Here is a 25,175-nt window from a genome sequence, read left to right as displayed (position 1 = left end):
ACACGCTGGCTTAATGTGTCTTAGTATACTGTATGGAATTACAGTATCAAGCAGATTCTATAATTTTTACCGTCATCGCCAGAGCATGAGCTATTGCTTGCTCACGCACGTACGCGCGATCGCCGCTGAATACCTGCTGTTGCACGCTCACCTGCTGATTAAAGAACACCGCAAACCACACCAGTCCTACCGGTTTATCATCACTGCCGCCGTCGGGACCGGCAATGCCTGACGTGACCACCGCCACATCAGCCTCTGCGGCTTGGGCTGCGCCAATAGCCATTTCACGCACGGTTTGTTCACTTACCGCGCCATAATCGGCCAATGTTTGCTTGCTCACGCCCAAGCGCTCGTGCTTAGCTTCATTGGAATAAGTCACCATCGCTTCGGCAAAATAGCGCGAGCTGCCGGGGGTATCGGTAATGGCATAAGCAATGCCACCCCCGGTGCATGATTCAGCGGTAGTGATCATCATCTGCTTATCCGCTAGAATAGCGCCGAGCTGGGCAGCAAGGGTTTTCGTATTGTTCGTTGACTGGTGCTGTAAATTCATAACCATCCTTATTCGAGTGCGTGCATGTCAGCAAATCTCTACAGTGAAGATAATATAAAACAACAAACCCCGATGATGCAGCAATACCTGCGAATAAAAGCGCAACATCCCGATATTTTGCTGTTTTACCGTATGGGCGATTTTTATGAGCTGTTTTTTGATGATGCCATTCGCTCCGCCGAGCTGCTTGATATATCACAGACCTATCGTGGCAAAGCCGGCGGCGAGCCTATTCCCATGGCTGGTGTCCCCTACCATGCGGTGGAAAACTACCTCGCTCGCCTAGTACAGCTCGGTGAATCGGTGGCCATTTGCGAACAAGTGGGCGATCCGGCAACCAGCAAAGGCCCGGTTGAGCGCAAAGTCGTGCGTATTGTCACCCCGGGCACCATCACCGACGAAGCGCTATTAAAAGAGCGTCAAGACAACTTATTAGTCAGTGTGTATAAAAACCCACAAGGCCGTTTTGGCGTTGCCTATTTAGATATCAATTCCGGACGCTTTAATGTCGTTGAATGTGCTGACAATGACGCATTTAAATCCACTTTGCAACGCCTTAACCCGGCCGAGCTGCTCTATCCAGAAACCTTTGCTGATATGGCGCTTATAGAGCATATTAAAGGCACTCGTCGGCGTCCGGAATGGGAATTCGATTTAGATACTGCCGTTACCGCATTATGTCAGCAATTTGGCACCCAAGACTTGATTGGCTTTGGTGTTCATGAAGCAAAGTTAGCACTGACTGCCGCTGGTTGCCTATTACAGTATGTCAAAGACACGCAACGTACCGCCCTGCCCCATATTAAGGGCATTAGTCTCGAGCAAGATACGCAGGCCGTGGTACTCGACAGCGCCACCCGCAAAAATCTTGAGTTGACGCAAAATCTTGGTGGCGGTCTGGAAAACACCCTCGCGGCCGTGCTCGACAAAACCGCAACCCCCATGGGCTCGCGGTTATTGAAACGTCGCATTCACAACCCTATTCGCTGTCGCAAGGAGCTCAACCTTCGTCTTAATGCCATTAGCACCATCATCGACCAAGCCTGGCATATGGAGTTGCAGCCACTGCTGCGTGCTGTAGGCGATGTTGAGCGTATCGTTGCCCGATTAGCGCTAGGCAATGCGCGCCCACGCGATCTGTCTCGCTTGCGCGCAGCGCTGGAGCAACTGCCTGAGTTACAGAATATGTTAGCGACCAGTCAGTGCCAGCGGATAAAACAAATTGCCACCGCCAGTCATCCCAATGATGAACTACTGCAGTTACTAACACGCGCCATTGTTGATAACCCACCGGTGTTGATCCGCGATGGTGGAGTCATTGCTGAGGGTTACAACGATGAGCTCGACCATTGGCGTAATCTCTCGCAAGGGGCCACCGATGTGCTCACCGCCATGGAAGAGCGAGAGCGCGAGAGCACCGGTATTAGTACTTTGAAAATTGGCTACAACAAGGTGCATGGCTTTTATATCGATATCAGCCGCGCCAACTCTCACTTAGTGCCAAGCCACTATATCCGCCGTCAGACCCTAAAAAATAACGAGCGCTATATTATCCCCGAGCTCAAAGAGCACGAAGATAAGGTGCTAGGTAGCCAAACTAAAGCGCTGGCGCTGGAAAAGCAGCTCTATGATGAGCTATTCACCCTCATTGCCCCGCACCTGGATGCATTGCAACAATTGGCGGCGGCATTAAGTGAATTAGACGTTCTGAATAACCTAGCAGAGCGCGCGCAAACGCTTAACTACGCAAAACCCGAGCTGCACGAAGGCGACGGCATCGCCATCAGTGAAGGGCGCCACCCTGTGGTTGAGCAGGTGATGACAGACCCCTTTATCGCCAACCCGGTGGAGCTCAATAATCAGCGCCGTATGTTGATGATCACCGGCCCGAATATGGGCGGTAAATCAACCTATATGCGCCAAACGGCACTGATTGTGTTAATGGCTCATATTGGCAGCTTTGTGCCAGCGGCACAGGCGAAAATCGGCTTGGTCGATCGTATTTTCACCCGTATCGGTGCCAGCGATGATCTCGCCTCTGGCCGCTCAACCTTTATGGTTGAGATGACCGAAACAGCCACCATTTTAAACAATGCCACAGCCCACTCGCTGGTGTTAATGGATGAGATTGGTCGCGGTACCAGTACCTATGACGGTTTGTCGCTCGCCTATGCCACGGCAGATTACTTGGCTCACAAAATTAATGCCAAAACCTTATTTGCCACCCATTACTTTGAGCTTACAGAGCTTGCCGAGCGTGAATCAGGGTTAGTAAACGTGCACTTAGATGCCATTGAACACAACGATACCATTGCCTTTATGCATAAAGTCTTAGAAGGCCCTGCAAGTAAGAGTTTTGGCTTACAGGTAGCAGCATTAGCGGGCGTGCCTAAGGCGGTGATCAACAGCGCTAAGCGCAAGCTCAAACAATTAGAGCAACAACCAGCAATTAACGCCAACACCTCGAGCACACAAGCGCAGCTGGATTTATTGGCGGAGCCCGAGCCCAGTGAGGTTGAGAATGAGCTCAGTAATATTAACCCCGACGATCTGAGCCCACGTCAGGCTCATGAGTTGTTATACCGGTTAAAAGAGCTGCTATAGAAACAATAAAGCCCGCAATTAAGCGGGCTTTTTTCATATCTCAGGGTTATTGGCCATTGTTCATTTGAGTGAGTTTATCGCCAATGGGACCAGAGAAATTGTAACCATCGTACTTATCCCAGTTTATCGACCAGGTCATTACCCCACCAAAGTGTGGATACGGGTTACTGGGTGTAATGGTGCCACATGCTTGCCCCTTGGTTAAGCAATCCAACGCATCAATAATGTTTTGCGTGGGTGCTTGCCCTGAATTAGCCGATTGCGGCCCAGACGGCAGACCGATAGCAACTTGGTCATCACGCAGCGGCGCAAATTGCTGACCATTAGCAAGGGTAAACCCTTCTATCAACATTTTTGCATGCGCGACCATCATATTGACCGACCCCTCAGGTGCCGAGCCCGGCTCATAGGGGTTAGGTAGGCCACCATTGTTGTAGAGTTGCACATGGAGTAAATCCAGGGTATCACGCACATCGTCAATGAGCGGAATATACGCCCCCCAAATGCCAGAGTAAGCGACCATGCCCCCATGTACATAAGGGTGCTCCGGAGCCATTGTAAGATACATATCGCCCCCGATGTTTTGCTCAATTTGCTTCAAGGCACGCCCTAACCGCGCTTGGATCTGTGAGCCATGAACTAGGTTGGAACCACTCTCGTAATCGACATCTAGGCCATCAAAGCCCCATTCATTGATGATGTTAGTCAAACTGGCGACAAAGTTCGCCTCGTCACTATCTGTCTCTAGGGTAATCGTGCCTTCGGCGCCGCCAAGACTCAATACCACGACCTTTCCTTGTGCTTGTAAATCTTTTATGTCTTGCTTAAATTTAACCGGGTCTATCGGCGGACAATCGGAACGAATGTCCTCTTCAAAGGGGTGAAAGACAACTTTACCCGTGGCATTGCGGTCATTCTCGGCAAAGGCAATATCGATGATATCCCAAGCACTGGAAATATCGGACAAGGGAATAGGGCAGCCTGCCGGATTAACGAAGTTATGCCAATAACCGATGAGCTTGTGTTTTTTCCCCGCTGGGGTGTCAATCACATTAATTGTCGCGGCCGTGCTTTGTGCGCTGTTACCTTGAGAGTCATTGGCAAGGGCGCTCACTGCATACTGGCCTAAACTCGCGGGGGTATAATTCAGCGTATAAGGGGCGCTGCTGTCACTGCCAACGATTTGTCCATTCACAGCAAAGCTCACCTCGGTAACACTGCCGAGCGCTGAACTTGCATCAGCAGCCAGTGTCAGGCTTTGACCTAAGCGCAGCTGCTCTGCGCTGGCAGGAGAGTTCAAGCTCACCACCAAGGGCTGATCAGTGACAGTGACCAGCACCGACTGCTCGCTAAGGTTGCCTTCATTATCACTCGCGGCAACCGTCACCGCCGTTTCACCGAGCCCTTGCACTTGCCATGTCGCTTGGTAAGGCGCGCTCGTATCTGTGGCGATCACATTGCCTGCAACAGAGAACTCAACCGCACTGACGCTGCCGTCACTGTCGCTTACATCGGCGCTAATCACCGTACTTTGCCCTTGTAATAATGTGGCATTAGCACTGGGCGAGGTAATGGTGATATCCGGAGCAATTGCGCAAATACCAAGGTCGGTCCAAGCATCCTGCCAGTGCTGGCCGACTCCAGGTTCATATGCCCAAGCCGAACTTGAAGAGCACCAACCAGCGACGTCACAGCGATAGGCGTGATTCACATTTTCGACGGTATCCCCTTGGCTATAACTGGTGCCTGCTACATAACTAGGCGTGCCTTGACAGATGCCAGCTGCGGCCGCATCGACGTTGACTTGCACACTGGCACTCATACTCTGGGCACCGACATCATCGGTGGCTTTGGCTTGAAACTGATGAAGCCCCGACTCGGCCTGCCATTGTATAGAATAGGGCGCACTGCTATCGCTGCCAACTTGTACTTGATCAACATAAAAATCTACCGCCGTAACAACACCATCACTGTCATCGGCATTCGCGCTCAAGGTCATTTGCTCACCGCTACGCGCTTGGGTTTGCGCTGTGGGTGCAGTTAACGTCACTATCGGCGCAGCATTCCCGTCAGCGGGAAGCACCGAAATTTGTACTTCAGCGCTGACGCCCTCGCCTTGCTGATCATCTCGCGCCTGAGCGAGCAGAGTATGCTCTCCGGCCAAGGCTTGCCAATTTAGCTCAAATGGAGCAGCACTATCGACACCCAGTGAAACTCCATTGATGAAAAACTCAACGGCGCTGACACTGCCATCACTGTCGCTTGCTTGCGCCTTCAAGACAACGCTGTCATTTTCACCAAAAGAACTATTATTAAGAGGCGAAGTAAGCTCGACTATTGGCGTTTGGTTGGCACCATCGCATTGACCCAGTAAACGCCATTGCTGCCAGTCTCCTGAGTGAGTGGCTGGGTCTTGATTTTGCGTCCACCAGTTCGCTTCATATGCTTTTTCTTGGTATACAACTTGAGCACCACTGTTATAGGCATCATCGCTATTCCATACCGTCAGTGGGCTGCAGTCTAGGGCCCAAGTCATATTAGGCGCCGCCATGAGTGCTGCCACCACAGCAGGTATATATCGCCGATTGGATTTCATAAATCACCTCGTTTGTTTTTTAATCAGGTCCAGACTAACCAAAACAAACATGTTAATCAATTGTGTATTTTATGTGTTGAATAAAATCATTATTAACAATCGGCGAATATCAACAGAAGGGACTGCAGTGAGCTTGAATTTATCTCACCACCAATGGGTATGTTAACAATGAGTGTTGGAGTATCTGGGAAAGCCCTTGGGCTGCGAGGCCTTTTGTATGTTGCCCTGCTAATTAAGTGCATAAAAAGCCGCCTTTAAAAGGCGGCTTGTGGGTAATCAGTCATTACATTTGTTCAAATAGACTCTCGGTGTTAAGCCCTTCATGATGGAGCATATCTTTTAATCGGCGCAATGCCTCCACTTGAATTTGTCTTACCCGCTCTCGGGTGAGGCCAATTTCTCGGCCTACGTCCTCAAGGGTGGATGGCTCGTATCCTAATAAACCAAAGCGTCGAGCCAAAACTTCCCGCTGTTTAGGGTTTAGCTCATCAAGCCAATGCACGATATGATCGTTGATATCTTTACTTTGCACTTCCCCTTCGGGACCACTGCCCTTCTCATCGGCAATAATGTCCAGTAATGCTTTATCGTTGTCACCACCAATCGGGGTATCAACGGAAGAAATCTTTTCGTTTAAACGCAACATTTTAGTCACGTCTTCTACTGGTCGGTCTAAACGCTCTGCAATTTCTTCTGCCGTTGGTTCATGATCCAGTTGCTGCGTCAGTTCACGGGCCGTACGCAAGTAAACATTAAGCTCTTTAACCACGTGAATCGGTAGGCGAATAGTGCGTGTCTGGTTCATTATCGCACGCTCTATCGTTTGTCGTATCCACCATGTTGCATAAGTTGAAAAGCGAAAACCGCGCTCTGGGTCAAACTTCTCCACGGCGCGGATCAGCCCCAGATTACCTTCCTCAATCAGATCGAGTAGCGCTAAACCACGATTATTGTAACGTCGGGCAATTTTCACAACCAGGCGTAGGTTGCTCTCAATCATGCGTTTTCTTGATGCTTCGCAGCCGCGTAGGGCTTTACGTGCAAAGTAGACTTCTTCCTCGGCGCTTAACAGCGGCGAAAAGCCAATTTCACTTAGGTAAAGTTGCGTTGCATCGAGGTTTTTAACATTATCGTCCTTGGCAAAGATCTCTTCCTCAGCATTACTTTCCTCTACTTGCTCTAGGAGTTCTTCCTTTGGTTCGTCGATAACATTTGTATCAGTGGCGTTGTCTTGTGTGGTTTCAAGTTTTGCAGTGTGACCCATCAGAGTACCCTCCGGTGTAGCGCGGTAAAAATCCCAAACACCTTACTACTGTTTCGTGCTTGTAAAGCTAGGGTAAGTACTTGCTCGGATTGACTGCTTTGCCTCGATACCGGATTTCAAAACGAAGAGCGGTAACAGGGGACTCAGAGCTGCCCATCTCGGCAATCTTTTGCCCAGCTTTGACATCCTGTTTTTCCTGTACTAGTAAACGCGAATTGTGTGCGTACGCACTAAGATAATCATCGTTATGTTTCACTATGATTAAATTACCGTATCCCCGTAGCGCATCACCCGCATACACGACCACACCATCAGCGGCAGCGCGAACAGAAGTCCCTGTTCGGTTGGCTATCTGCACCCCTTTATAGCCATTTTCTTTGTTAGAGAAACGCTGCGTGACCTTTCCCTGTGCTGGCCATTGCCAGCTCAAAGTTTGAGCTGACTTGTTAGCAGAACGTACTTTTTTGCTAACAGTTTTTTTACTAGGTTGTTTTCGAACATACTCCCGTTGTATCGGCTTCGCAACCTCTTTCTTTAATTTTTTGTTATTTTTTTGTGTTGATTTTGTAGACTTTTTACTCGAGTTACGATATTTTTCTCGCTTTTTCTTTTTTAGCCATTGCGACTCGATGTAAATCAACTGCTTTGGGTAAATAGTGTACGGCGGCTTAATACCATTGATTTGCGCGATTTCCCGGACATCTTTGTTAGCACTAAAAGCAATGGCGTAGAGGGTATCGCCTTTTTGCACACGATAGTGCTCCCCGGTGATATGAATTTTTCGTGACACTTTGGCCCGACCAGTGTCTAAGACAGAAACCGGTGCGGGTGTATTTCGAGACGAGCAAGCGCTCAATAACAAGCAAACCAGTACTATCAAACTGGTGTATTTCACTTGCATAAAGCGCCCTTGCATAGCTTAGCGGTAAACCAAATATAAACCGATGGCCAAGCTAACTACAAGCCAACCAAGCACTTCCACGTATTGTCGCAGTTTCTGCTCCATACGCGCCCCTCCCCACTTCATCAATGCAGCGACAAGAAAAAAGCGTGCACCTCGGCCTACTGCCGATGCCAACAAGAAAGGTAAAAAGGCCATCTGCAATAAACCGGCACCTATGGTAAAGACCTTGTAAGGTATCGGCGAGAAGCCAGCTATAAACACCACCCACACGCCATAATGTTCAAACCAAGCGAGTGCTTGGGCAAATTTATCTTGCCAACCCATAGAATGGATAAATGGTTCAACTAAGGGTTCAAATAACCAAAAACCAAGAAGATAACCTAATACTCCGCCAATAACAGAGGCTAAGGTGGTCAAAATAGCGAAACGCCAAGCTTGTGAAGTTTTCGCTAAGCACATCGGTGCCAGCATAACGTCAGGGGGAACGGGGAAAAATACCGATTCGGCAAAGCTCATCCCTGCTAAGTAGCGCTCAGCATGTCGGTGAGCGGCCCAACGCAAGGCGGCATCGTACAAAGGGGTAAATAACTGCAAGAAAACTTCCTTATATTATGTCGCCAGGTACCAAGGGCACAAAACGCACATCGGCCATAACTTGTTGATTAAATTGATTTCCATGGCGAGTATATACCATTAGCTTTTGTTCAGCATCGCCTATTGGCACAATCATCACACCATCGTCATCAAGCTGCTGGAGCAGCTGCTCGGGAACACTGGATGCTGCGGCAGTCACTATAATGCCCTGAAATGGCGCTTGAGATGCCCAGCCTTGCCAACCGTCACCATGCTTCATGCTGACGTTATACAAATCAAGCTGATGCAAGCGGCGTTTTGCTTGCCACTGCAACGCCTTGATACGCTCTACCGAATACACCTTGTCAAACAGCTGTGCCAATATAGCGCTTTGATAACCAGAACCGGTACCTATCTCCAACACCTTAGAGCTCACGCCATGCTGGCGCAGCAGTGCGGTCATCTGCGCGACGATAAAGGGTTGCGAAATAGTTTGCCCTTGGCCGATTGGTAAAGCGGTATTCTGATAGGCTTTATGTTTTAGCACCTCATCTATAAATACATGCCGAGGGGTGTGTGCTATAACCTCAAGCACGCGCTGATCAGTCACTCCCTCTTTGGCTAACAACTCTGCCAATGAACTTGCACTGCGTTGCAGATTACCGATCATCACCAGACTCCAACAGCCATTCCTGCAAGGGAGTAATGCTTTCATGAGCGGTCATATCTACACTCATTGGCGTTACTGCGGCATAGCCTTGACGGATTGCATCAAAATCAGTGCCCGCCCCCGCATCTAGTTCAGGGCCTAGCGAGCCATACCAATACACCTTACGCCCCCAAGGGTCACGCTGTGCGGTCATGGTTTCCGCTTTATGACGAGCACCCAATCGCGTCACTTTAATGCCTCTAAGTTCACGGTAAGGCACATCAGGAACATTGATATTAATAATTTGGTCTTTCGGTAATGGGTGGCTCTTAAGCTTTTTGATTATATCAACCGTCACTTGTGCTGCCGTCTCAAAGTGCTCACACTCTGGTCCTACAAGCGACACGGCAATGGCTGGTAAGCCCATGTGTCGGCCTTCGGTGGCGGCGGCAACTGTGCCAGAATAAAGGGTGTCATCACCCAAGTTAGCACCATGGTTTACGCCCGCGACAACTAAGTCCGGTTGCTGCTCCAACAATGCATTCAAAGCAACGTGTACACAGTCGGTCGGCGTGCCATTGATACTGATAAAACCATTATCTAGCTTGTGGGCACGCAGAGGGTTTATTAACGTCAATGAGTTACTGGCACCACTGCAGTTTCGATCGGGTGCCACCACATCAACCTCAGCAATTTGCTGCAACGCTTGATATAAAGCGGCTATTCCCTTGGCATGCACACCATCATCATTACTTAGCAATATTCTCATCGTGATTCCTTGTAATACTGTTCTCACTTTGTCGATAGTCAACCAGCTCTCTGAGTAACGCCGTAGCAAAACAGCCTTTTTTTAGACTAAAACTCAGCTCTATGACATTCTCGCTTGGCGCTGCGACAGTTAAGTTTTCAGGGTAAAGACGCAGCATACGGCGCTCCCCTTTAAGCCCTAATTGCGCCAACCCCGCGCACCACTCATTAAATGGTGCCAACCATTGACGCTCTTGCGCCACCAGTGCCTTATCACCCTTACCCACCATGGGGGCAGACAGCTCAATATCACCTTGTACTAAGCGGGTGATGTTCTCAGGAGTAATGGCATCAGTGAAAAAGGCGTTACTGCCACTTAGCATAAACACTTCATGTTGCAGGGTTTTGGCAAGACCATGCTCGGCTACTCGCAAACTAACGATCTGATTAAAAATGTAAGACCGGGCGGCGGAGATCACCATCGAGCGCAGCTTTTTATCGCGGATACGCTCACCTTGGAACATCCGCTGCGCCATGGTGAGATTATGCCCGCCATGACCAAAACGTTGCTCACCAAAGTAATTGGGCACTCCCTGACGCACGGCGTTAATACGACTAAGCACCGCTAATGGCTCATCTACCTCACGCAAGCGTATTTTAAAGTGATTCCCCCGATGACAACCGAGACGCAAACGGCGACCATGGCGTTGCTGCTCAGTAACAAAGATTGACTCATCATTTAGGGCACTGAAGTCGATATGCTTTTTTATCGGAACAGGAACACTAAACCACTGGCTACACACACCTTGGCGGTCTTTTTGCCCGGCGTAAGCCACCTCTCTAGGAGCCACCTGTGCAAGCTTGGCAATGGCTTTGGCGACCGCCTGTGTATTAACACCACGTTTGATTATATGAATACAAACATGCTCACCTTCACCATCGAGCTCAAATCCAAGCTCTTCGTCGACCATAAAGTCTTCGGCGTGCTCTTTAAACAGCGCTTTTGCGCTTGGCTTGCCGTATAAATAGTTTAGCTCAGCTAAAGGCTGCTCCCAGGGTGATACTGCGTCACTCATGACGATTCGACCAACAGTGCCACCGCATGACTGGCTATCCCTTCTTTGCGCCCTGCGAAACCGAGCTTTTCAGTGGTCGTTGCCTTAACATTGACTTGATCCATGCGCACCTGTAAATCATCGGCTAAACATTGGCGCATAGCATCAATATGAGAGCGCATTTTCGGTGCTTGAGCGACAATAGTGACATCAACATTGCCCACCGCATAGCCCTTTTTATTCACTTCCTGCATCACCCGACGCAGCAGTATACGGCTATCAATACCAGCAAATTCGGCACTGGTATCAGGAAAATGTTTGCCGATATCCCCCAATGCCAACGCCCCGAGTAAGGCGTCACATAAGGCATGAATGGCAACATCGCCATCGGAGTGGGCAATAAAGCCTTGCTCATAATCGATGCTCACGCCGGCAATAACGAGTGGCCCTTCACCACCAAAGCGGTGTACATCATAGCCATGACCAATGCGGATCATACAAACTCCGTTACTTGTTGAGCCAAAAGAAAGTTTGCTAACTGTAAGTCTTCTGGCGTGGTTATTTTGAAATTATCACTGCGTCCGGTGATTAAGCGTACCGGATGTCCAGCCCACTCCATGGCTGATGCTTCGTCAGTAATGTTTGCACCCGCAGCAAGCGCATCGCGCAGCGCTTGGCGCAAAAGCTCATAAGGAAAGAATTGCGGCGTCAACGCTTGGTATAAATGCTCTCGCGGTATGGTCATGTCGATAAACTCGCCATCATCTTCACTATTGCAGCCGCGCTTTATCGTATCGCGCACCTTGGCGGCCAAAATGCCACCTTGCTTTGCAGCGCAGCATTGCGCTATCAGATTCTCGATGTCATGTGCACACACTAAAGGACGTGCCGCATCATGCACCAAGACCCAATCAGGGCTTTGTTGCTCTATGGCATCCAGCGCCGCCAACACCGAGTCTGCGCGCTCACGGCCTCCGGCGACGGTACTAATAACCTGTTTATTGATGGCGAGCGTGGAAAAGTAATCATCAGCTGCACTGATGGCCACTTTAATGGCGCTGATCTCGCCTACTTTCATAAGCTTATTCAGGGTGTGCTCTAAGACTGTTTTGCCCTGCAGTTCGATGTATTGCTTGGGTGTGCTTGATTGCATTCGGGAGCCCACTCCCGCAGCGGGAACGATGGCAACAATGCGAGGTTGTGTCGTCATATGAATTCAGTAACTATTATTCTTTTCTAAGCGATTGCTTGCTCGGTAAAACGCGGTAAAACACCTCACCGGGTTTGATCATCCCCAGTTCGTGGCGGGCCCGCTCTTCTACCCCCTCCAAATCCAACTTCAGGTCCTGGATATCTGCCTCAAGCAGTTTATTACGTTTACTTAATTGTTGATTAGTAAGCTCATGGCTGGCGACCGCTTTACGCAGTCGGGTGTAATCCTCAATGCCATTATGACCAAACCATAACAGATACTGTAAGTAAAAAAACAAAGCCACGAGGCCTAATTGAAATAGGCGCATTATGTATCCTTTACAGGCAATGGTTGCCTGAAGTTTTTCCAGTTTATTCGTGTTGTTAACAGCATTTCCCGCAAGCTTAATGTGCGCGGCGATGTGACCTTATATTGCTGCCAACGATGGCCACAGCAGGCCGGCGTAAAATGCTTCTTGCCAGGCCATAACAGCGTCACTTTTTGATGTTGTATGCGGCTATCTTGATACTGACCCTGCAAATCAAACCATCCGCTTTGATTGCAATGCACTCGGTTACTACTGACTTGATCAAGCGTATCGAGCATTACATACTGCATCCCTTGTTGCGCCACCAATACCGGGACTAACATGCCAATTTGCGCAAAGCGGCTATAAAACGCATGATTTTTCTCGCTATCTGGTACTGGCGCCTTAGTGGCCTGCTTGGCAATCCAACTGCCATTTTGCCCATCTAAGGTTAACGGGCTATGACCACGAACGATGTGAAACGCCGCGCGCTCGACATAATAAGGTAAGCTGGCTAGCATACGCGCCACACGAGCCGCATCACCGCTGGGTTCAAGGTGCTGGCTTAAGCGCTGTAGTTCTCGAGCATAAAAGGCATTACACAACTCAGCATAGAGCACCCGCTGCTGATCCAGCGCAAATAAATCGGCCTGCTGCGATGACGGTTGCTGCACAATACCTCCTAGTCGTAGAGGTTAAGTTTATACCATAGTTGTGCAAAATTTGAGAAGCATGATATCTGTCCGATGCTTCAAGATACTCGCGCTATTTAGGTTGCTCACCTAGGCGGGCAAAACCTGTTTCCATGAATTGCACCACTTGAGGGCGTTTTTTGCCGATCAAAATGCTGCCATCAGCTAAAAACATAAAGTTTTGCCAATGTTGTTTAAACACATCAAACCGAGTTTCGATAACTTCATCGCGGCTATTACAAAAATAGACTGTGGTGTTGTCTTGCCAATCTAAATGACTAAGAATCTGCTCAGGGATTGCTGTTTCATCTTCGAATGCCTGCTCCCAAAACACCTCTTGCGCTTGCCAGTGCTGCGCTTGGCATAGCCAATCATCTTCGCTAAAGAAATCCGGGTGGTCCTTATCCCGACTGATAAAGGTCGACCACAGCACCGCAGAACGGGTTGGCGTCATCGGTTTTATCTGCGCCAACTGTTGTGGGGCTATCAATAGCTCTTGGTGCTTAAACACCCAAGCCTTTGCGTATTCATCCAAACACAAGTAATTCATTCAATATGGCAACTTATCGCAGCGCGAAACAATATCGGCCATTATACCTGTGTTAGCGAGCGCTGTCACAGCATGACTTGGTGTACAAATCGAACTATGGCAGACTAAGTACATTGATGTCAGACCAGTAACAGGATTATTCCGTGCATTTCGATTCTACCGACCACTACATTGCCAGTAGCGCCTTAAAACAAGCTGTCAACGCGGCTATTGCCCTACAAAAACCGCTGCTGATCAAAGGCGAACCCGGAACAGGAAAAACCTTATTGGCTGAAGAGCTCGCTAAAAGCGTAGGCAGTGAACTGATTCAGTGGCATATAAAGTCCACCACCAAAGCGCAGCAAGGGCTCTACGAATATGATGCGGTATCTCGCCTACGTGACTCGCAACTAGGTGATGAGCGTGTCCATGATATCGGCAATTACATAGTTAAAGGGAAGTTATGGCAAGCGTTTGCAAGCGATGAACAAGGTCCGCGTCCGGTGCTGTTAATTGATGAAATCGACAAAGCCGACATCGAGTTTCCGAACGATTTACTGCTGGAGCTCGATAAGATGGAGTTCTTTGTCTATGAAACCGGTGAGCGCGTAGTCGCTAAACAACGCCCCATTGTCATTATCACCTCCAACAACGAAAAAGAACTTCCCGATGCCTTTTTACGCCGTTGCTTTTTCCACTACATCGACTTTCCAAGTCCTGATGAAATGCAGCAAATTGTCGATGTTCACTACCCCAACATTAAGCAAACGCTATTGCGTGAGGCGCTAGAGGTGTTTTTTGGTTTGCGCCAAGTCGATGGCTTAAAGAAAAAACCTTCCACCAGCGAGCTTCTCGACTGGCTTAAACTGTTAATGGCTGAAGACATCAGCCCCGAGGTGCTGCAACAAAGCGCAGATAAAGGCGGGTTAATGCCATTATTTGGTGCCCTGCTTAAAAACGAGCAGGATGTGTCGTTAATTGAAAAGCTTGCGTTTATGAGCCGCCGCTAATGTTAATTGAGTTCTTCTTCACGCTACGTAAGTATCGCTTGCCAGTCAGCCTGCGCGAGTTGCTGGATTTGTTAGCGGCCCTCAAAGCGGGCGTGGTATTTGCCGATACCGAAGGTTTTTATCACCTTGCTCGCACTGTTATGGTCAAGGATGAAACTCATTTCGACCGTTTTGATAAAGCCTTTGCCGACTATTTCGAAGGCATAGAAGATGTCGATTTACTTGAGGCGCTGAAAGCCCAGCATACGCTTCCAGATGAGTGGCTACGCAAAGAGTTTGAAAAACACTTAAGCGCAGCAGAAAAAGAACAAATAGAGGCCATGGGCGGTTTAGATAAGCTCATGGAAGAATTAAAGAAACGCTTTGAAGAACAACAAAAACGCCATGCCGGTGGTAATAAATGGATAGGCACCGGCGGCACCTCGCCCTTTGGTGCTTTTGGCTATAACCCCGAGGGTATTCGCATTGGCCAACCAGGGTCACGGCAGCGCCGCGCGGTAAAAGTGTGGGATAAACGCCAGTATCGTAACCTCGATAGTAGCGCAGATATCAGCTCTCGGACCATGAAGCTGGCATTGAAAAAACTGCGTAAGTTTGCCCGTACCGGAGCCAGCGATACCTTAGATTTACCTGAGACTATTCGGGCAACGGCGAAACAAGGGGGCATGTTGGATGTAAAAATGGCACCCGAGCGACATAACGCCGTAAATGTCATTATGCTGTTCGATATTGGCGGCTCCATGGATGACCATATTCACCTATGCGAACAGTTGTTCAGCGCCGCTCATGGTGAGTTTAAACACCTGGAGTTCTTTTACTTCCACAACTGCGTGTATGAACACCTATGGCAAGACAATGACCGTCGTCACGACCAAGTCATTGATACCCACAACCTGATGCAGCGCTTTGGCAGCGATTACAAAGTCATCTTTGTCGGTGATGCCACCATGGGTCCATATGAGATAGCCTACCCCGGTGGCAGTGTTGAGCACTGGAATGAAGAGCCTGGCGCGTTATGGCTACAGCGTATTACCCAACATTTTGACAAAGTGGTTTGGCTCAACCCACAGCCACAATCGCATTGGCGTTATTACCACTCCATCGAGATGATAGACCAACTCATGGCAAGTAACGAGCAAAGCCGCATGTTTCCGCTCACCCTTGATGGTATTAGTGCAGCAATTAAAGCGCTCACTTAGCTGTGGCAACATGGAATAACATCTAGATTAGAAAAAGCACGTTATTTTTTCCGCAAATCCATCAGTGTTTAACTCGACCAAAACTGTAGGGCGACAAAACCCAGGCTAAAGCTAATTAAATAGGCCATGCCCAACCAGCTTAACGCCTTTAACCAAGTTGGCTGATTGATGTTTGCCTGTTTGACCAAACGCATATTAAGCCATGCAAATACCGGTGTGGTTAAAAAGGCAAGGGTCATGGCAAAGGTAAGCATTTCTTTTAAGTTGCTTTTAAAAAATAAGATCACTGCCATCCCGGCACCCGCTTGCAGTATCAGCCAGGAGTGGAGATGACGTGGTAGCAACTGACGATTCATTAGCTTGGCACTGGTAAACAGCGTGCGGGCATACCCATCTAGCACCGTAAGCGTGGTCCCCAACATACATAAGAACGCCACGGCGGCAATCAGCCAACGCGACCACTCACCTATGGTTTGCGTATACATATCAATGAGCTGCTGTGCAAACGCGACCCCAGCCAAAGCAATCTCACTGCTGCTGCCGTATTGTATCAACACCCCTAAGGCAAAAAATACCACTGCCAAGAGCGCGGTGACCACATACCCCAAGTTAAAGTCGAATAAACCAGTGTTTATAGTTATCGTGGTATTGCGCCGCTTTGCTTGCAGCCACAATGAGTTAAGCGCAGAGATTTCGATAGGTGCGGGCATCCACCCCATCATCACTACAATAAAGCTCAGCGCCGCCAGCGAGAATATATCGGGCGCTTGAAACTCTGCGCTCATCGCCATCGGTGCACCGCCGCTTTGCACCCAGGCAATGGCCAATGCACCTAGCGTGCTCAACGCCAGTACCGCCATAATTACTTTAGCCACGCTGTCTAAGGCGCGATAATGGCCTAACAATAGCAATATCAGACAAAACAACAGTATCAGGGCTGATAACGCCGTTAACCCAAGCGCTCCACCGAGCATATAATGGGCCAGCGCCGCCGTTAATAGCAGTACCCCGGCAGTATTAACGATGGCAGCAATCAGGTTCAAGGCTACAAAGCTATAGAAAAACCCAGGCCCCTGCTTTTTGTAACCCTCGACTAGGTTGTCGTTGGTCGCCAAGGTGTAATGCACGCCGAAACGAAAAAAAGGGTATTTAAGCGCATTCACGGCGATGATCAGCCATAACAACGGCCACCCAAATAACGCCCCGGCTTGGGTCGAAGCAACCAGGTGTGAGCCGCCGATGGCGGCAGTCGCCATTAATATTCCCGGCCCTAAAGCCTTTACATACTGCGCATAATTGACTAACTGCATGGGTTTTTCTTATATTTTTTTCTAGGCTCTCAGGCTAGGTGGAATCATCATTCAATTCAAGTACATAGTGCATTATTTTTAATCAACTTAGGTGCTCAAATAGCAAACAGGACTGACCACTTAGTTGCCAGTTGCAGCTAACCTTCTTATAATTCGCCGCGATTCGTAAGCAAGGAGCCCACATCAGGCTCCTTTTTTTATGGCTAAATTTCAGAGGCATCATGCGCTTATTTCGTTCACTTAGTGGTTTTTCATTGCTTATTAGTAGCGCGGCAGCACTGGCACAGCCCGCTCAACTTAGCGGCTTTGCCACTGTCGGCGTAAGCTATAATGAATCCGAGCAATACGGGTTTCGTACTGATGTATCGGTAACCGATGGTAAAACAAACTCTGAATTAGACTTTTCCTCGTTGTCGCGATTAGGCATTCAGTTACACAAGCAGTTTAATACTCAGTGGGGCTTTACCGGCCAATGGGTACTGAAAAGCCACCCCGACTATAGCCTTGGCGATGTTACCCAACTGGCCTTTTTAAGTTACTCACCAAAGCCAAACTGGACCATCAAAGCCGGGCGTACTGCGTTTGATTTGTTTATGATGAGTCCTTATCGCAACATAGGCTATGCCTATACAGCGACCCACGCACCCATTGAGTTTTATGGCCTTATTCCCCATCGCAGCATTGATGGTATCGAACTATCTTCAGCCCACGCCACCGATCAGGGAATGTTCTCCACACGCTGGTATTACGGCAAGTCAAAGGATTACCTTACAAATTTCGATTTTCAATGGCGAATAGCTCTTGATGATATCGCTGGCGCTACGCTCACACTAGAGCAAGGTAACTGGCTTTGGCGAGCCAATTATACCCAAGCCTATATCGATAATGAGCCCGACCATTACGCCCAACTACGCGAGCTGGCGCAAAGTGTGCCTGAACAAATCTGGCCTCAAGCACAAGATATTGCCAAGCGTTTAAAAACGGTGGATACACGGTTGCAGTACGTGACCTTAGGCGCAAAGTACGATAACGGTCAGTACTATGTGCAATCGGAAATTGCCCGTGTCAGTGCTGATTCAGACATTCTCTCACATTTGCACAACGGTTATGTCGTGTTCGGCACAAGGTGGCAAGATTTCACGGTGCAACTGGGTTACTCAGTGACGCATGGCAAGCGCCAGCAGATTGATAAACCACGACTAACAAACCCCCTCGCCGATGAACTGCATTTTCAGCTTGAGCGCGGCTTTAACTATTACGTCAACGATCAGTCAACAACTTCGCTCAGCACTCGCTATGATTTTCGCGCTGATATGGCGGCTAAACTGCAGCTCGAGTACATTGATTTAGACAGCAGCGATAACCAATTTATGCTGCGCCGCGAGGTGTTTTCTACGCCAGAATCGTTCACCGTTGTAAGCGCGACGATTGATTGGGTGTTCTAGTATGAGAGCCTTCATCATCACGTGCGCACTTTACGCTTTATTGAGCGCTGTTGCGTACGGACAAGAAAAAATAGCCGTTATAGTTAATAAGGCAAACCCTACGCAAAGTTTAACCACCAAGCAGTTAGTTGACTTGTATATGGGTCGACTTATCGCTTTTCCCTCTGGGGAACATGCCGCACCTTTGGACATGCAACCGGATTCGTTGCTGCGTGAGCAGTTCTATCAAGGTCTAACTAAGCGTCCGATTGGCAGCATTAATGCTTATTGGTCACGGGTCAAGTTCAGTGGCCATGCAAAACCGCCTTTAACTATGGCAAGCAGCGCTGAGGTAATAAAAAGGGTCCGAGAAATTGACAATGCCATCGGCTATGTAAAGCTTAAAGAAGTCACTAACGACGTGAAGGTAGTTTATACTCTTGTTCAATAAACATAGCCTGATCCTGCGCTTAGCCATTGCGCTTGTACTCACTTCGTTAATCGTTGGCGTTATCGCAGTGAAATACTATTACCGTAGCGTCTACCAGCAGGAGGTAGAGAAAGCCAACCTTGCTATTGCTCAGCTGCATATGACAGTCTCGAGCACTGCCTCTATTGCCGCTTACTTGCAAGACGAAGACTTAGCAATCGAAGTTATCAGTGGCCTGTTAAAGAACGACAGTATTCTTGCCGCGCAAATCCAAGGCACTCAGCCATTAGCCAGTCAAGGCGAAGGTGATTGGCAGCAAGCAAAAACTTTCACCTTGTATAATCCCTTTTTTGCCAATGAGGCGGTCGGACAAATGCGTCTATTACCGGCCTGGTCCATGATAGAACAGCGAGCACGGTCGATAGCGCAATCCAGTGCGCAACTATTGGTCTTTCAAACCCTCGCGGTATTACTCACCTTTACGATTTTGGCTTATTTTATAATTACCAAGCCAATGGCGCGACTTAACACTCAGCTTAAGGGCATCACCCCCGGCGGCGATAATCGCTTGCACACCCCATTCGCGCACAACGCCAGTGAAATAGGCGAAATTACCCACAGTATTAACGCTATGCTTGCGCAAACGGAGCGGCTCTTTAACCAAGAGCGGGCACTGCGTTCTGAGGTACAAAAGCTAGAAGGTCGGCTACGCTTATTATTCGAGCATGCGGCGTCAGCAATGATCCTCGCCCGCCGCGAAGGCAATATCATCCTTTATAACGCGTCCACAGAGCGGCTGTTTAACCGCCTCGGTATTCCTTTGGAAAAGGATTTGTATCAACTTGTGGCGCGTACTTTTAATGAGCCTGAAAAAATTATCCGCTCTATTCGCAACTCCTTAGATCAGCATGATATTGCCACCGGTGAGTACCAGCTATGCACTGACTGCCAACAAGATTGCATTTGGGCTCATATTCTTGTTACTCGCAGCTATGGTAAGGAACAAGATACCTACCTACAGATTTTTATTAATGATATTACTCGCCACAAAAAAATGGTCGCTGAGCTTAACGAAGCAGCCACCACAGACCGTTTAACAGGCTTATTTAACCGCCTAGGAGGCGAACAGGCGGCGCAACAACGCCTTGATAACGACCAAGACATTACCTTGATGTTGATTGATCTTGACGGCTTTAAACCGATCAATGATGTGTATGGCCACGACGCAGGCGACGACATCCTTTGCCATGTGGCAACACAACTACAACACCATGTGCGCAAAGAGGATGTATGTATTCGTTGGGGTGGTGATGAGTTTGTCATCATTCTCGATGCGCTTGAACAAACACCAGCGCTGCACCTTGCCGACAAACTCCGAGAGGCGCTCAGCCAAGCCACACAGTTGGACAGTGGCGAGCGAGTAAGTGTCGGCGCCAGCATAGGTATCGCCACTTCCCCTGGACACGGTACCACCTTACAAGATCTAGTGATTGCCGCCGATCAAGCCATGTACAAGGTAAAAAACCAGCAAAAAAATGCCGTTGCTATGGCTGATATTTAGCTAAACTCAGCGCCTCTATTTTGATATAGCGGATGCGGATACCTCTCTACAAAAACGTTATAAAGTCACATTAGTGTATTATAAGTACCACAAAAAGGTCTTCTTTTGTCCATCACTTTGCAATAACCGCTCCCTAGTATAAGCCCCGCTTTCAACAGGCAATTATATCGCTGCAGCGAGACCTTAGGTCGCAGTATCGACTGCAACATTGATTAAATAACTATAAGTGAAGGGGCGTTTCACATGCTTAATACTAAGCTAAAATTATCTTTTTTGACTGCTTCCATGGTCTTAGCGTTGGCAGCCTGCGATGGCGACGACGGTGAACAAGGTCCGCAAGGCCCAGTTGGCGAACAAGGCCCAGCTGGACAGGATGGCGCCGATGGCCAAGATGGAGCAAGTGGCGAAGACAGCGCAAATGCACAAGCAAGTGGTAAATTAACACGCTTGGCAACGGTACCTGCTGGAGCTGAAGTGACCGGTGCATTCTTAACTCGTCAGGGCGATTTGTTTTTCAATGTTCAGCACCCTGATGACACCAATGCCGCCATGGATGAGTTCAATGGCCGCGCTATTAATCGTGGTACCGTAGGCGTACTAGCGGGCGTAAACTTCAACCAACTGCCTAAAAATATCGTTAGCTCACCAGTGCCAGAATCGGATTATGAGCGTCAAACCGTAGTGTCAGCGGTAGGCCAATACCAAGTGTTAGGCCAGACCGGTGATACCTTTGCTGATTTAGGTGATAAAGGCTTGCCCGGTGGGTTAGGTGTGCATTACTCCATGGTCGGCAATGAGAAAATTATTGAGAATGAAAACCCAGATTTTAACGGTTTTATCCCTACTGGCGACAGTGAGGGCTACTTATTCACTAACTGGGAGTCATACCCTGGGGGAGTTAGCCGCTTAAAGCTAAGCAAAAATACTCAAGGTACTTGGTCAATCGCTGAAGCCATGATGGTTGATTTCGATAATGTTTGGGGCACCGCAGCTAACTGCTTTGGTTCAGTGTCTCCTTGGGGCACCCCATTAACTTCAGAAGAGTGGATTGTGCGCTCAAGCGTTGACTCAACCACCGATGCCAGTTGGAATGACCCAGCTGACACCAGTACCGATGGTCTTGAGATGCTTACAGCACCGGATTTCCCTAACCCCTACCGTTATGGCTACATTGCTGAAATCACCGCGCCCACCAGTGCCAATCCAGAAGTAGTAAAACACTACACTATTGGCCGCTATGAGCATGAAAACTCAGTGGTTATGCCGGATAGAAAAACCGTGTACTCGTCACAAGATGATACCGGTGGGGTGTTGTTTAAATTTGTCGCCGATACCCCGGAAGATTTGAGTGCTGGCACATTATACGGGGCAAAATTGACTCAGGATGAAGGCCTTAGTGACCCAGCGGTCACAGGATTTGATGTTGAATGGGTGGCTCTGGCCAGTGGCGATAACACCACAATTGCAGCTTGGATCGCTGATTATGATGGCATTGATACCAGTGATTATGTTGCAGGTAAAACCAGCTATATGAGCATGGCTGACGTACAGGCCTGGGCTGATGGCGCCACTCATTACCCAAGTGAAGCACAAGGCGGAAGCCCTGTTACCGCTGGTGAGCCTATGGATGACCGTGCGGCCTTTTTAGAGTCTCGCCAAGCAGCTCGCTTAAAAGGAGCCACCGCAGAGTGGCGTAAGCTCGAAGGCATTAGTATCAATCATGACCGCGTCATGGAAGCAATCACTGGCCAAGATATGATTGCCGATGAAATCGTCACCGAAGCGTTTATGTATATTGGTATCGCTGATATCGATAACACCATGATTGACGATGAAGGAGACATGCAATTATCCAATCGCGTGGAAGACTGTGGTGGCTTATATCGTGCACACATAGATAGCAACTACAGCCTCACCCGTATTGAACCTGTGGTAATGGGCTCCACCTATCGCCGCAGTCTTGATGGCGCAGCACGTTGTGACGTAGAGCAGTTATCACAACCAGATAACACCATCGTCATGCGCGATGGTCGCGTGATCATCGGTGAGGATGGATTCCAAGAAAACAACACCCTTTGGTTGTACGACCCAGCGGGCAACTAATCCTCGCACTCTATGAGGGGGCTGCCCCCTCATTTACCTATAACTTCCCATCGGTGTGCTATTATGATGAAACTTAACTCGGCGCTGGCCCTTGCACTGGCTGTTTTGCTGTGTGCATGCTCGGAACAACAGCGTACGCAACCATTATTAACGACCACAACTACCAGTGAGGGCGCAGACTTTGCCTACCAACCCACAGAGCAAATTCCTGCAACCGCCTATTTAGAGCATGGTGCAGTGTATAACCCTGAGTCGGTGATCCCGCCGCAGTGCTACACTAAAACACAAGGTAAACATAATCCTTGCTACGCCTGTCATCAGACAGACCGCCAAGACAGCAAACGTCCGAACCAAATGAATGATGGTAATCTGCAAGGTGAATACCAGTTCTCGGATTTGGGAATGAAGAATCATTGGCGTAATTTATTTATTGATCGCAGTGAGATGATCGCATCTATTTCCGATGAAGAAATAAAGCAGTGGGTAAACGAAGATAACTATTCGCCATTTATTGAAAAACTGCTGGCAGACAGCGAGTGGCAAGGTGAAATAGCGCATATTCAAAACCTTGCTTATCCGCAGCAAGCCTTTGATGAGCTTGGTTTTGCTCGCGACAAGAGCCACTGGGTTGCGTTTAATTATAAACCCTTCCCTAGCACCTTTTGGCCCACCAACGGCTCCACCGGTGATGTGATGATCCGCCTTGGTGCCCCCTTTCGTGAACTTAACGGGCAATATAATCAAGATGTATACATTGCCAACCTCAGCTTAGTGGAGATGGCCATTAAGGGCTTAGAGCAATTGAGTACGCCTTCTATCTCCGAGCAAGCGATCGGTGTAGATCTTAACGGCAACAACCGACTCGAAAAGCAAATACACGCTATTAGCAAACGCAGTCACTACTTAGGCGATGCCCAAAATATCGAGTTGGCTTACCAGCTCTACCCTCAAGATACTGAGTTTTTGCACACCGTGCGTTACATTGGCGTGGACCCACAAGGGCGTATTTATAATGCACCACGCATGAAAGAAGTACGCTACATGCGCAAACACAACTTTAAATCAAAAGCACGCTTGGCCTCTTTCTATTACAGTGAGGCGAAAGAGAAGCATTTCGAAAAGTTGCCACGCACTCGACCATTAGGTGATAAAGGCATTAATAATATGTTTGGGTGGACCATTAATGGCTATATCGAAGATGAGCAAGGACAACTACGCCACCAAGATATCCAGGAAATGGCATTTTGCAACGGCTGCCATAAAACCGTGGGAGCGACGTTTGATCAAACCTTTTCCTTTCCACGCAAAGTCACAGGACGAGAAGGTTGGGGCTATATAAACTTGGCAAGTATGCACGATGCACCCAACATTGGTGAAACCCAAGGCGAGTTTTTAACTTACCTTCAACGAGTGGGAGGTGGCGATGAGTTCCGACAGAACAAAGAAATGCTGCGACGTTGGTTCAACTCAGATGGCAGTGTGAATAAAGCTAAGGTGACAGCCATCGACAGTATTTACGAGTTGATCACTCCCTCACCGCGCCGAGCACTGGACCTAAATAAAGCGTATCGCACAATTGTCGCTGAGCAGAGCTATTTATTTGGCCGTGATGCAACCATTGCCAAGGCCACTAACGTATTACAGCAAGTAGATGAATCCCAGGCGCCACTCGAAGAGCAACATCGGTACGTATGGGATATGCGCCTAGACTGGGAGCATGCTCAGCGACGCGATGAAGCCCGCACGTCCACTGTTCAGGAGAGTGAGTGATGGGCACACCCATAGAAGCTTTTGTATTAGCAAGTCTGCTCATGGGCTTAGGGATTGGTGCTGATGTCGCCATCGCCACCCTAACCCAAGCCAAGCAGCTCACGAGTCGGCGTAGTGTATTCACTTGGATAGCGGGGGTCACACTAACACATACGGTGTTTCCTATGCTTGGTTACCTCGCGGCTTATTTTAGCGTGCAGCAAGTCCCCTTACTCACTCCAATTGTCGGAATTATCGCATTCATATTTGTAGGTTATTACTTGATCTGTGAGTATCGCAGCAATAGCGAGCACGCTCCTAGTATAGACCCCAAATTACTGAGTGCGGCACTGATCGTTACCGTTAGTTGGGATGCACTATGGTCGGGGCCGGCTAAATCTGCACAAGTTATCGACTGGGCGCAGTGGATGGTGTGGTTGTCATTTGTGATAGTGGGTCTGGTGGTCGCGCTCTTGGCAGTCGCTAGCTTACACCTTGGCCGCAAAACTGTGCTTTATGCGCCAACGCACTTCAGCCAACAATTTGGCCTGTGGTTACAGTATTCGGTGATTAGCTATTTCGCGGTACTGGCTTTGCTGCGCTATACCTTTGCTTGGGATACCCCTTGGTGGGCTATTTGGGCACTGTGTGCGATTATTAACGCACTGCTATTAGCGCTTCGCAAGGTAGGCCAAGCAGGCACACCTAAGTGTGCTTAGCCAAG

The 25,175-nt window shown here is 48.7% G+C and carries 23 protein-coding genes; 9 read left to right on the top strand and 14 right to left on the bottom strand.

Translation table 11 applies throughout. The features are described 5' to 3' along the window. Positions 1-46: 46 nt before the first annotated feature. Positions 47-553, bottom strand: coding sequence for a CinA family protein (locus MHM89_RS12950; protein WP_130148967.1), 507 nt, complete (start codon positions 551-553; stop codon positions 47-49). Positions 554-577: 24 nt separating this feature from the next. Here MHM89_RS12950 and mutS point away from each other — a divergent pair, with 24 nt between their 5' ends. Then, positions 578-3,157, top strand: a complete 2,580-nt coding sequence (gene mutS / locus MHM89_RS12945; protein ID WP_239408993.1) for a DNA mismatch repair protein MutS — start codon at positions 578-580, stop codon at positions 3,155-3,157. 46 nt (positions 3,158-3,203) lie between these two features. Here mutS and MHM89_RS12940 read toward each other — a convergent pair whose 3' ends face one another. The 12 genes from MHM89_RS12940 to MHM89_RS12885 all read right to left on the bottom strand — a co-directional run bounded on the left by MHM89_RS12940 (position 3,204) and on the right by MHM89_RS12885 (position 13,686). Next, positions 3,204-5,753 carry an Ig-like domain-containing protein gene (locus MHM89_RS12940; protein WP_239408992.1) on the bottom strand — a complete coding sequence of 850 codons (2,550 nt, stop codon included), beginning with the start codon at positions 5,751-5,753 and terminating at the stop codon, positions 3,204-3,206. A 283-nt stretch (positions 5,754-6,036) separates the two neighbouring features. Next, positions 6,037-7,017 carry an RNA polymerase sigma factor RpoS gene (gene rpoS, locus MHM89_RS12935; RefSeq protein ID WP_022946468.1) on the bottom strand — a complete coding sequence of 327 codons (981 nt, stop codon included), beginning with the start codon at positions 7,015-7,017 and terminating at the stop codon, positions 6,037-6,039. 67 nt (positions 7,018-7,084) lie between these two features. Next, a complete protein-coding gene (locus MHM89_RS12930) occupies positions 7,085-7,933 on the bottom strand; it encodes a peptidoglycan DD-metalloendopeptidase family protein (RefSeq protein ID WP_022946467.1) in 849 nt (282 codons plus the stop codon). Between the two features lie 3 nt (positions 7,934-7,936). Next, positions 7,937-8,515 (bottom strand): YqaA family protein, encoded by a 579-nt coding sequence (locus tag MHM89_RS12925; RefSeq protein WP_045978509.1) that lies wholly within the window; start codon positions 8,513-8,515, stop codon positions 7,937-7,939. Positions 8,516-8,525: 10 nt separating this feature from the next. After that, positions 8,526-9,164, bottom strand: a complete 639-nt coding sequence (locus MHM89_RS12920) for a protein-L-isoaspartate(D-aspartate) O-methyltransferase (protein WP_239408991.1) — start codon at positions 9,162-9,164, stop codon at positions 8,526-8,528. Continuing rightward, positions 9,154-9,912 (bottom strand): 5'/3'-nucleotidase SurE, encoded by a 759-nt coding sequence (gene surE, locus MHM89_RS12915; RefSeq protein ID WP_239408990.1) that lies wholly within the window; start codon positions 9,910-9,912, stop codon positions 9,154-9,156. Before surE ends, MHM89_RS12920 begins: the two co-directional genes overlap by 11 nt. Continuing rightward, positions 9,893-10,966, bottom strand: a complete 1,074-nt coding sequence (locus tag MHM89_RS12910) for a tRNA pseudouridine(13) synthase TruD (protein WP_138508972.1) — start codon at positions 10,964-10,966, stop codon at positions 9,893-9,895. Before MHM89_RS12910 ends, surE begins: the two co-directional genes overlap by 20 nt. Then, entirely contained in the window at positions 10,963-11,442 is a 480-nt protein-coding gene (ispF, locus tag MHM89_RS12905) for a 2-C-methyl-D-erythritol 2,4-cyclodiphosphate synthase (protein WP_239408989.1), read from the bottom strand. The genes MHM89_RS12910 and ispF overlap by 4 nt, the downstream gene beginning before the upstream one ends. Beyond that, complete coding sequence (gene ispD, locus MHM89_RS12900) at positions 11,439-12,155, bottom strand: 2-C-methyl-D-erythritol 4-phosphate cytidylyltransferase (protein WP_239408988.1); 717 nt, start codon at positions 12,153-12,155, stop codon at positions 11,439-11,441. Before ispD ends, ispF begins: the two co-directional genes overlap by 4 nt. Positions 12,156-12,171: 16 nt before the next feature. Further along, complete coding sequence (gene ftsB, locus MHM89_RS12895; protein WP_022946460.1) at positions 12,172-12,465, bottom strand: cell division protein FtsB; 294 nt, start codon at positions 12,463-12,465, stop codon at positions 12,172-12,174. Further along, the gene (locus tag MHM89_RS12890) at positions 12,465-13,118 is read right to left on the bottom strand and encodes a hypothetical protein (RefSeq protein WP_045978504.1); all 654 of its coding nucleotides are present in this window, start codon (positions 13,116-13,118) and stop codon (positions 12,465-12,467) included. Before MHM89_RS12890 ends, ftsB begins: the two co-directional genes overlap by 1 nt. Before the next feature lie 91 nt (positions 13,119-13,209). After that, on the bottom strand, positions 13,210-13,686 hold the full coding sequence (locus tag MHM89_RS12885) for a DUF2947 family protein (protein WP_151172330.1): 477 nt from the start codon (positions 13,684-13,686) through the stop codon (positions 13,210-13,212). A 143-nt stretch (positions 13,687-13,829) separates the two neighbouring features. Here MHM89_RS12885 and MHM89_RS12880 point away from each other — a divergent pair, with 143 nt between their 5' ends. Next, positions 13,830-14,675 carry a MoxR family ATPase gene (locus MHM89_RS12880; RefSeq protein WP_138508969.1) on the top strand — a complete coding sequence of 282 codons (846 nt, stop codon included), beginning with the start codon at positions 13,830-13,832 and terminating at the stop codon, positions 14,673-14,675. Further along, positions 14,675-15,874 (top strand): VWA domain-containing protein, encoded by a 1,200-nt coding sequence (locus MHM89_RS12875; RefSeq protein WP_022946456.1) that lies wholly within the window; start codon positions 14,675-14,677, stop codon positions 15,872-15,874. The genes MHM89_RS12880 and MHM89_RS12875 overlap by 1 nt, the downstream gene beginning before the upstream one ends. A gap of 68 nt (positions 15,875-15,942) precedes the next feature. Here MHM89_RS12875 and MHM89_RS12870 read toward each other — a convergent pair whose 3' ends face one another. Then, positions 15,943-17,184: a divalent metal cation transporter gene (locus MHM89_RS12870; protein WP_239408987.1), complete on the bottom strand. Its 1,242-nt coding sequence runs from the start codon at positions 17,182-17,184 to the stop codon at positions 15,943-15,945. A gap of 221 nt (positions 17,185-17,405) precedes the next feature. On the opposite strand from MHM89_RS12870, the gene MHM89_RS12865 reads away from it, so the two are divergent. The 6 genes from MHM89_RS12865 (at position 17,406) to MHM89_RS12840 (ending at position 25,170) form a co-directional block, all read left to right on the top strand. Continuing rightward, positions 17,406-18,629, top strand: coding sequence for a porin (locus MHM89_RS12865; RefSeq protein ID WP_138587917.1), 1,224 nt, complete (start codon positions 17,406-17,408; stop codon positions 18,627-18,629). Between the two features lies 1 nt (position 18,630). Further along, positions 18,631-19,059 carry a hypothetical protein gene (locus tag MHM89_RS12860; protein ID WP_022946452.1) on the top strand — a complete coding sequence of 143 codons (429 nt, stop codon included), beginning with the start codon at positions 18,631-18,633 and terminating at the stop codon, positions 19,057-19,059. Then, a complete protein-coding gene (locus MHM89_RS12855; protein ID WP_239408986.1) occupies positions 19,049-20,599 on the top strand; it encodes a sensor domain-containing diguanylate cyclase in 1,551 nt (516 codons plus the stop codon). Before MHM89_RS12860 ends, MHM89_RS12855 begins: the two co-directional genes overlap by 11 nt. A 243-nt stretch (positions 20,600-20,842) precedes the next feature. Then, positions 20,843-22,702, top strand: a complete 1,860-nt coding sequence (locus tag MHM89_RS12850) for an alkaline phosphatase PhoX (protein WP_239408985.1) — start codon at positions 20,843-20,845, stop codon at positions 22,700-22,702. Positions 22,703-22,768: 66 nt separating this feature from the next. Next, the gene (locus tag MHM89_RS12845; protein ID WP_239409093.1) at positions 22,769-24,472 is read left to right on the top strand and encodes a hypothetical protein; all 1,704 of its coding nucleotides are present in this window, start codon (positions 22,769-22,771) and stop codon (positions 24,470-24,472) included. Next, the gene (locus tag MHM89_RS12840) at positions 24,472-25,170 is read left to right on the top strand and encodes a manganese efflux pump (protein WP_239408984.1); all 699 of its coding nucleotides are present in this window, start codon (positions 24,472-24,474) and stop codon (positions 25,168-25,170) included. Before MHM89_RS12845 ends, MHM89_RS12840 begins: the two co-directional genes overlap by 1 nt. Positions 25,171-25,175: the final 5 nt, after the last annotated feature.

It is taken from the genome of Pseudoalteromonas sp. CNC9-20 (genome assembly GCF_022347875.1).
GTDB lineage: Bacteria > Pseudomonadota > Gammaproteobacteria > Enterobacterales > Alteromonadaceae > Pseudoalteromonas > Pseudoalteromonas ruthenica.
The sequence above is the reverse complement of the archived record's forward strand: the minus strand, read 5'-3'. Positions and strand labels throughout refer to the sequence as shown.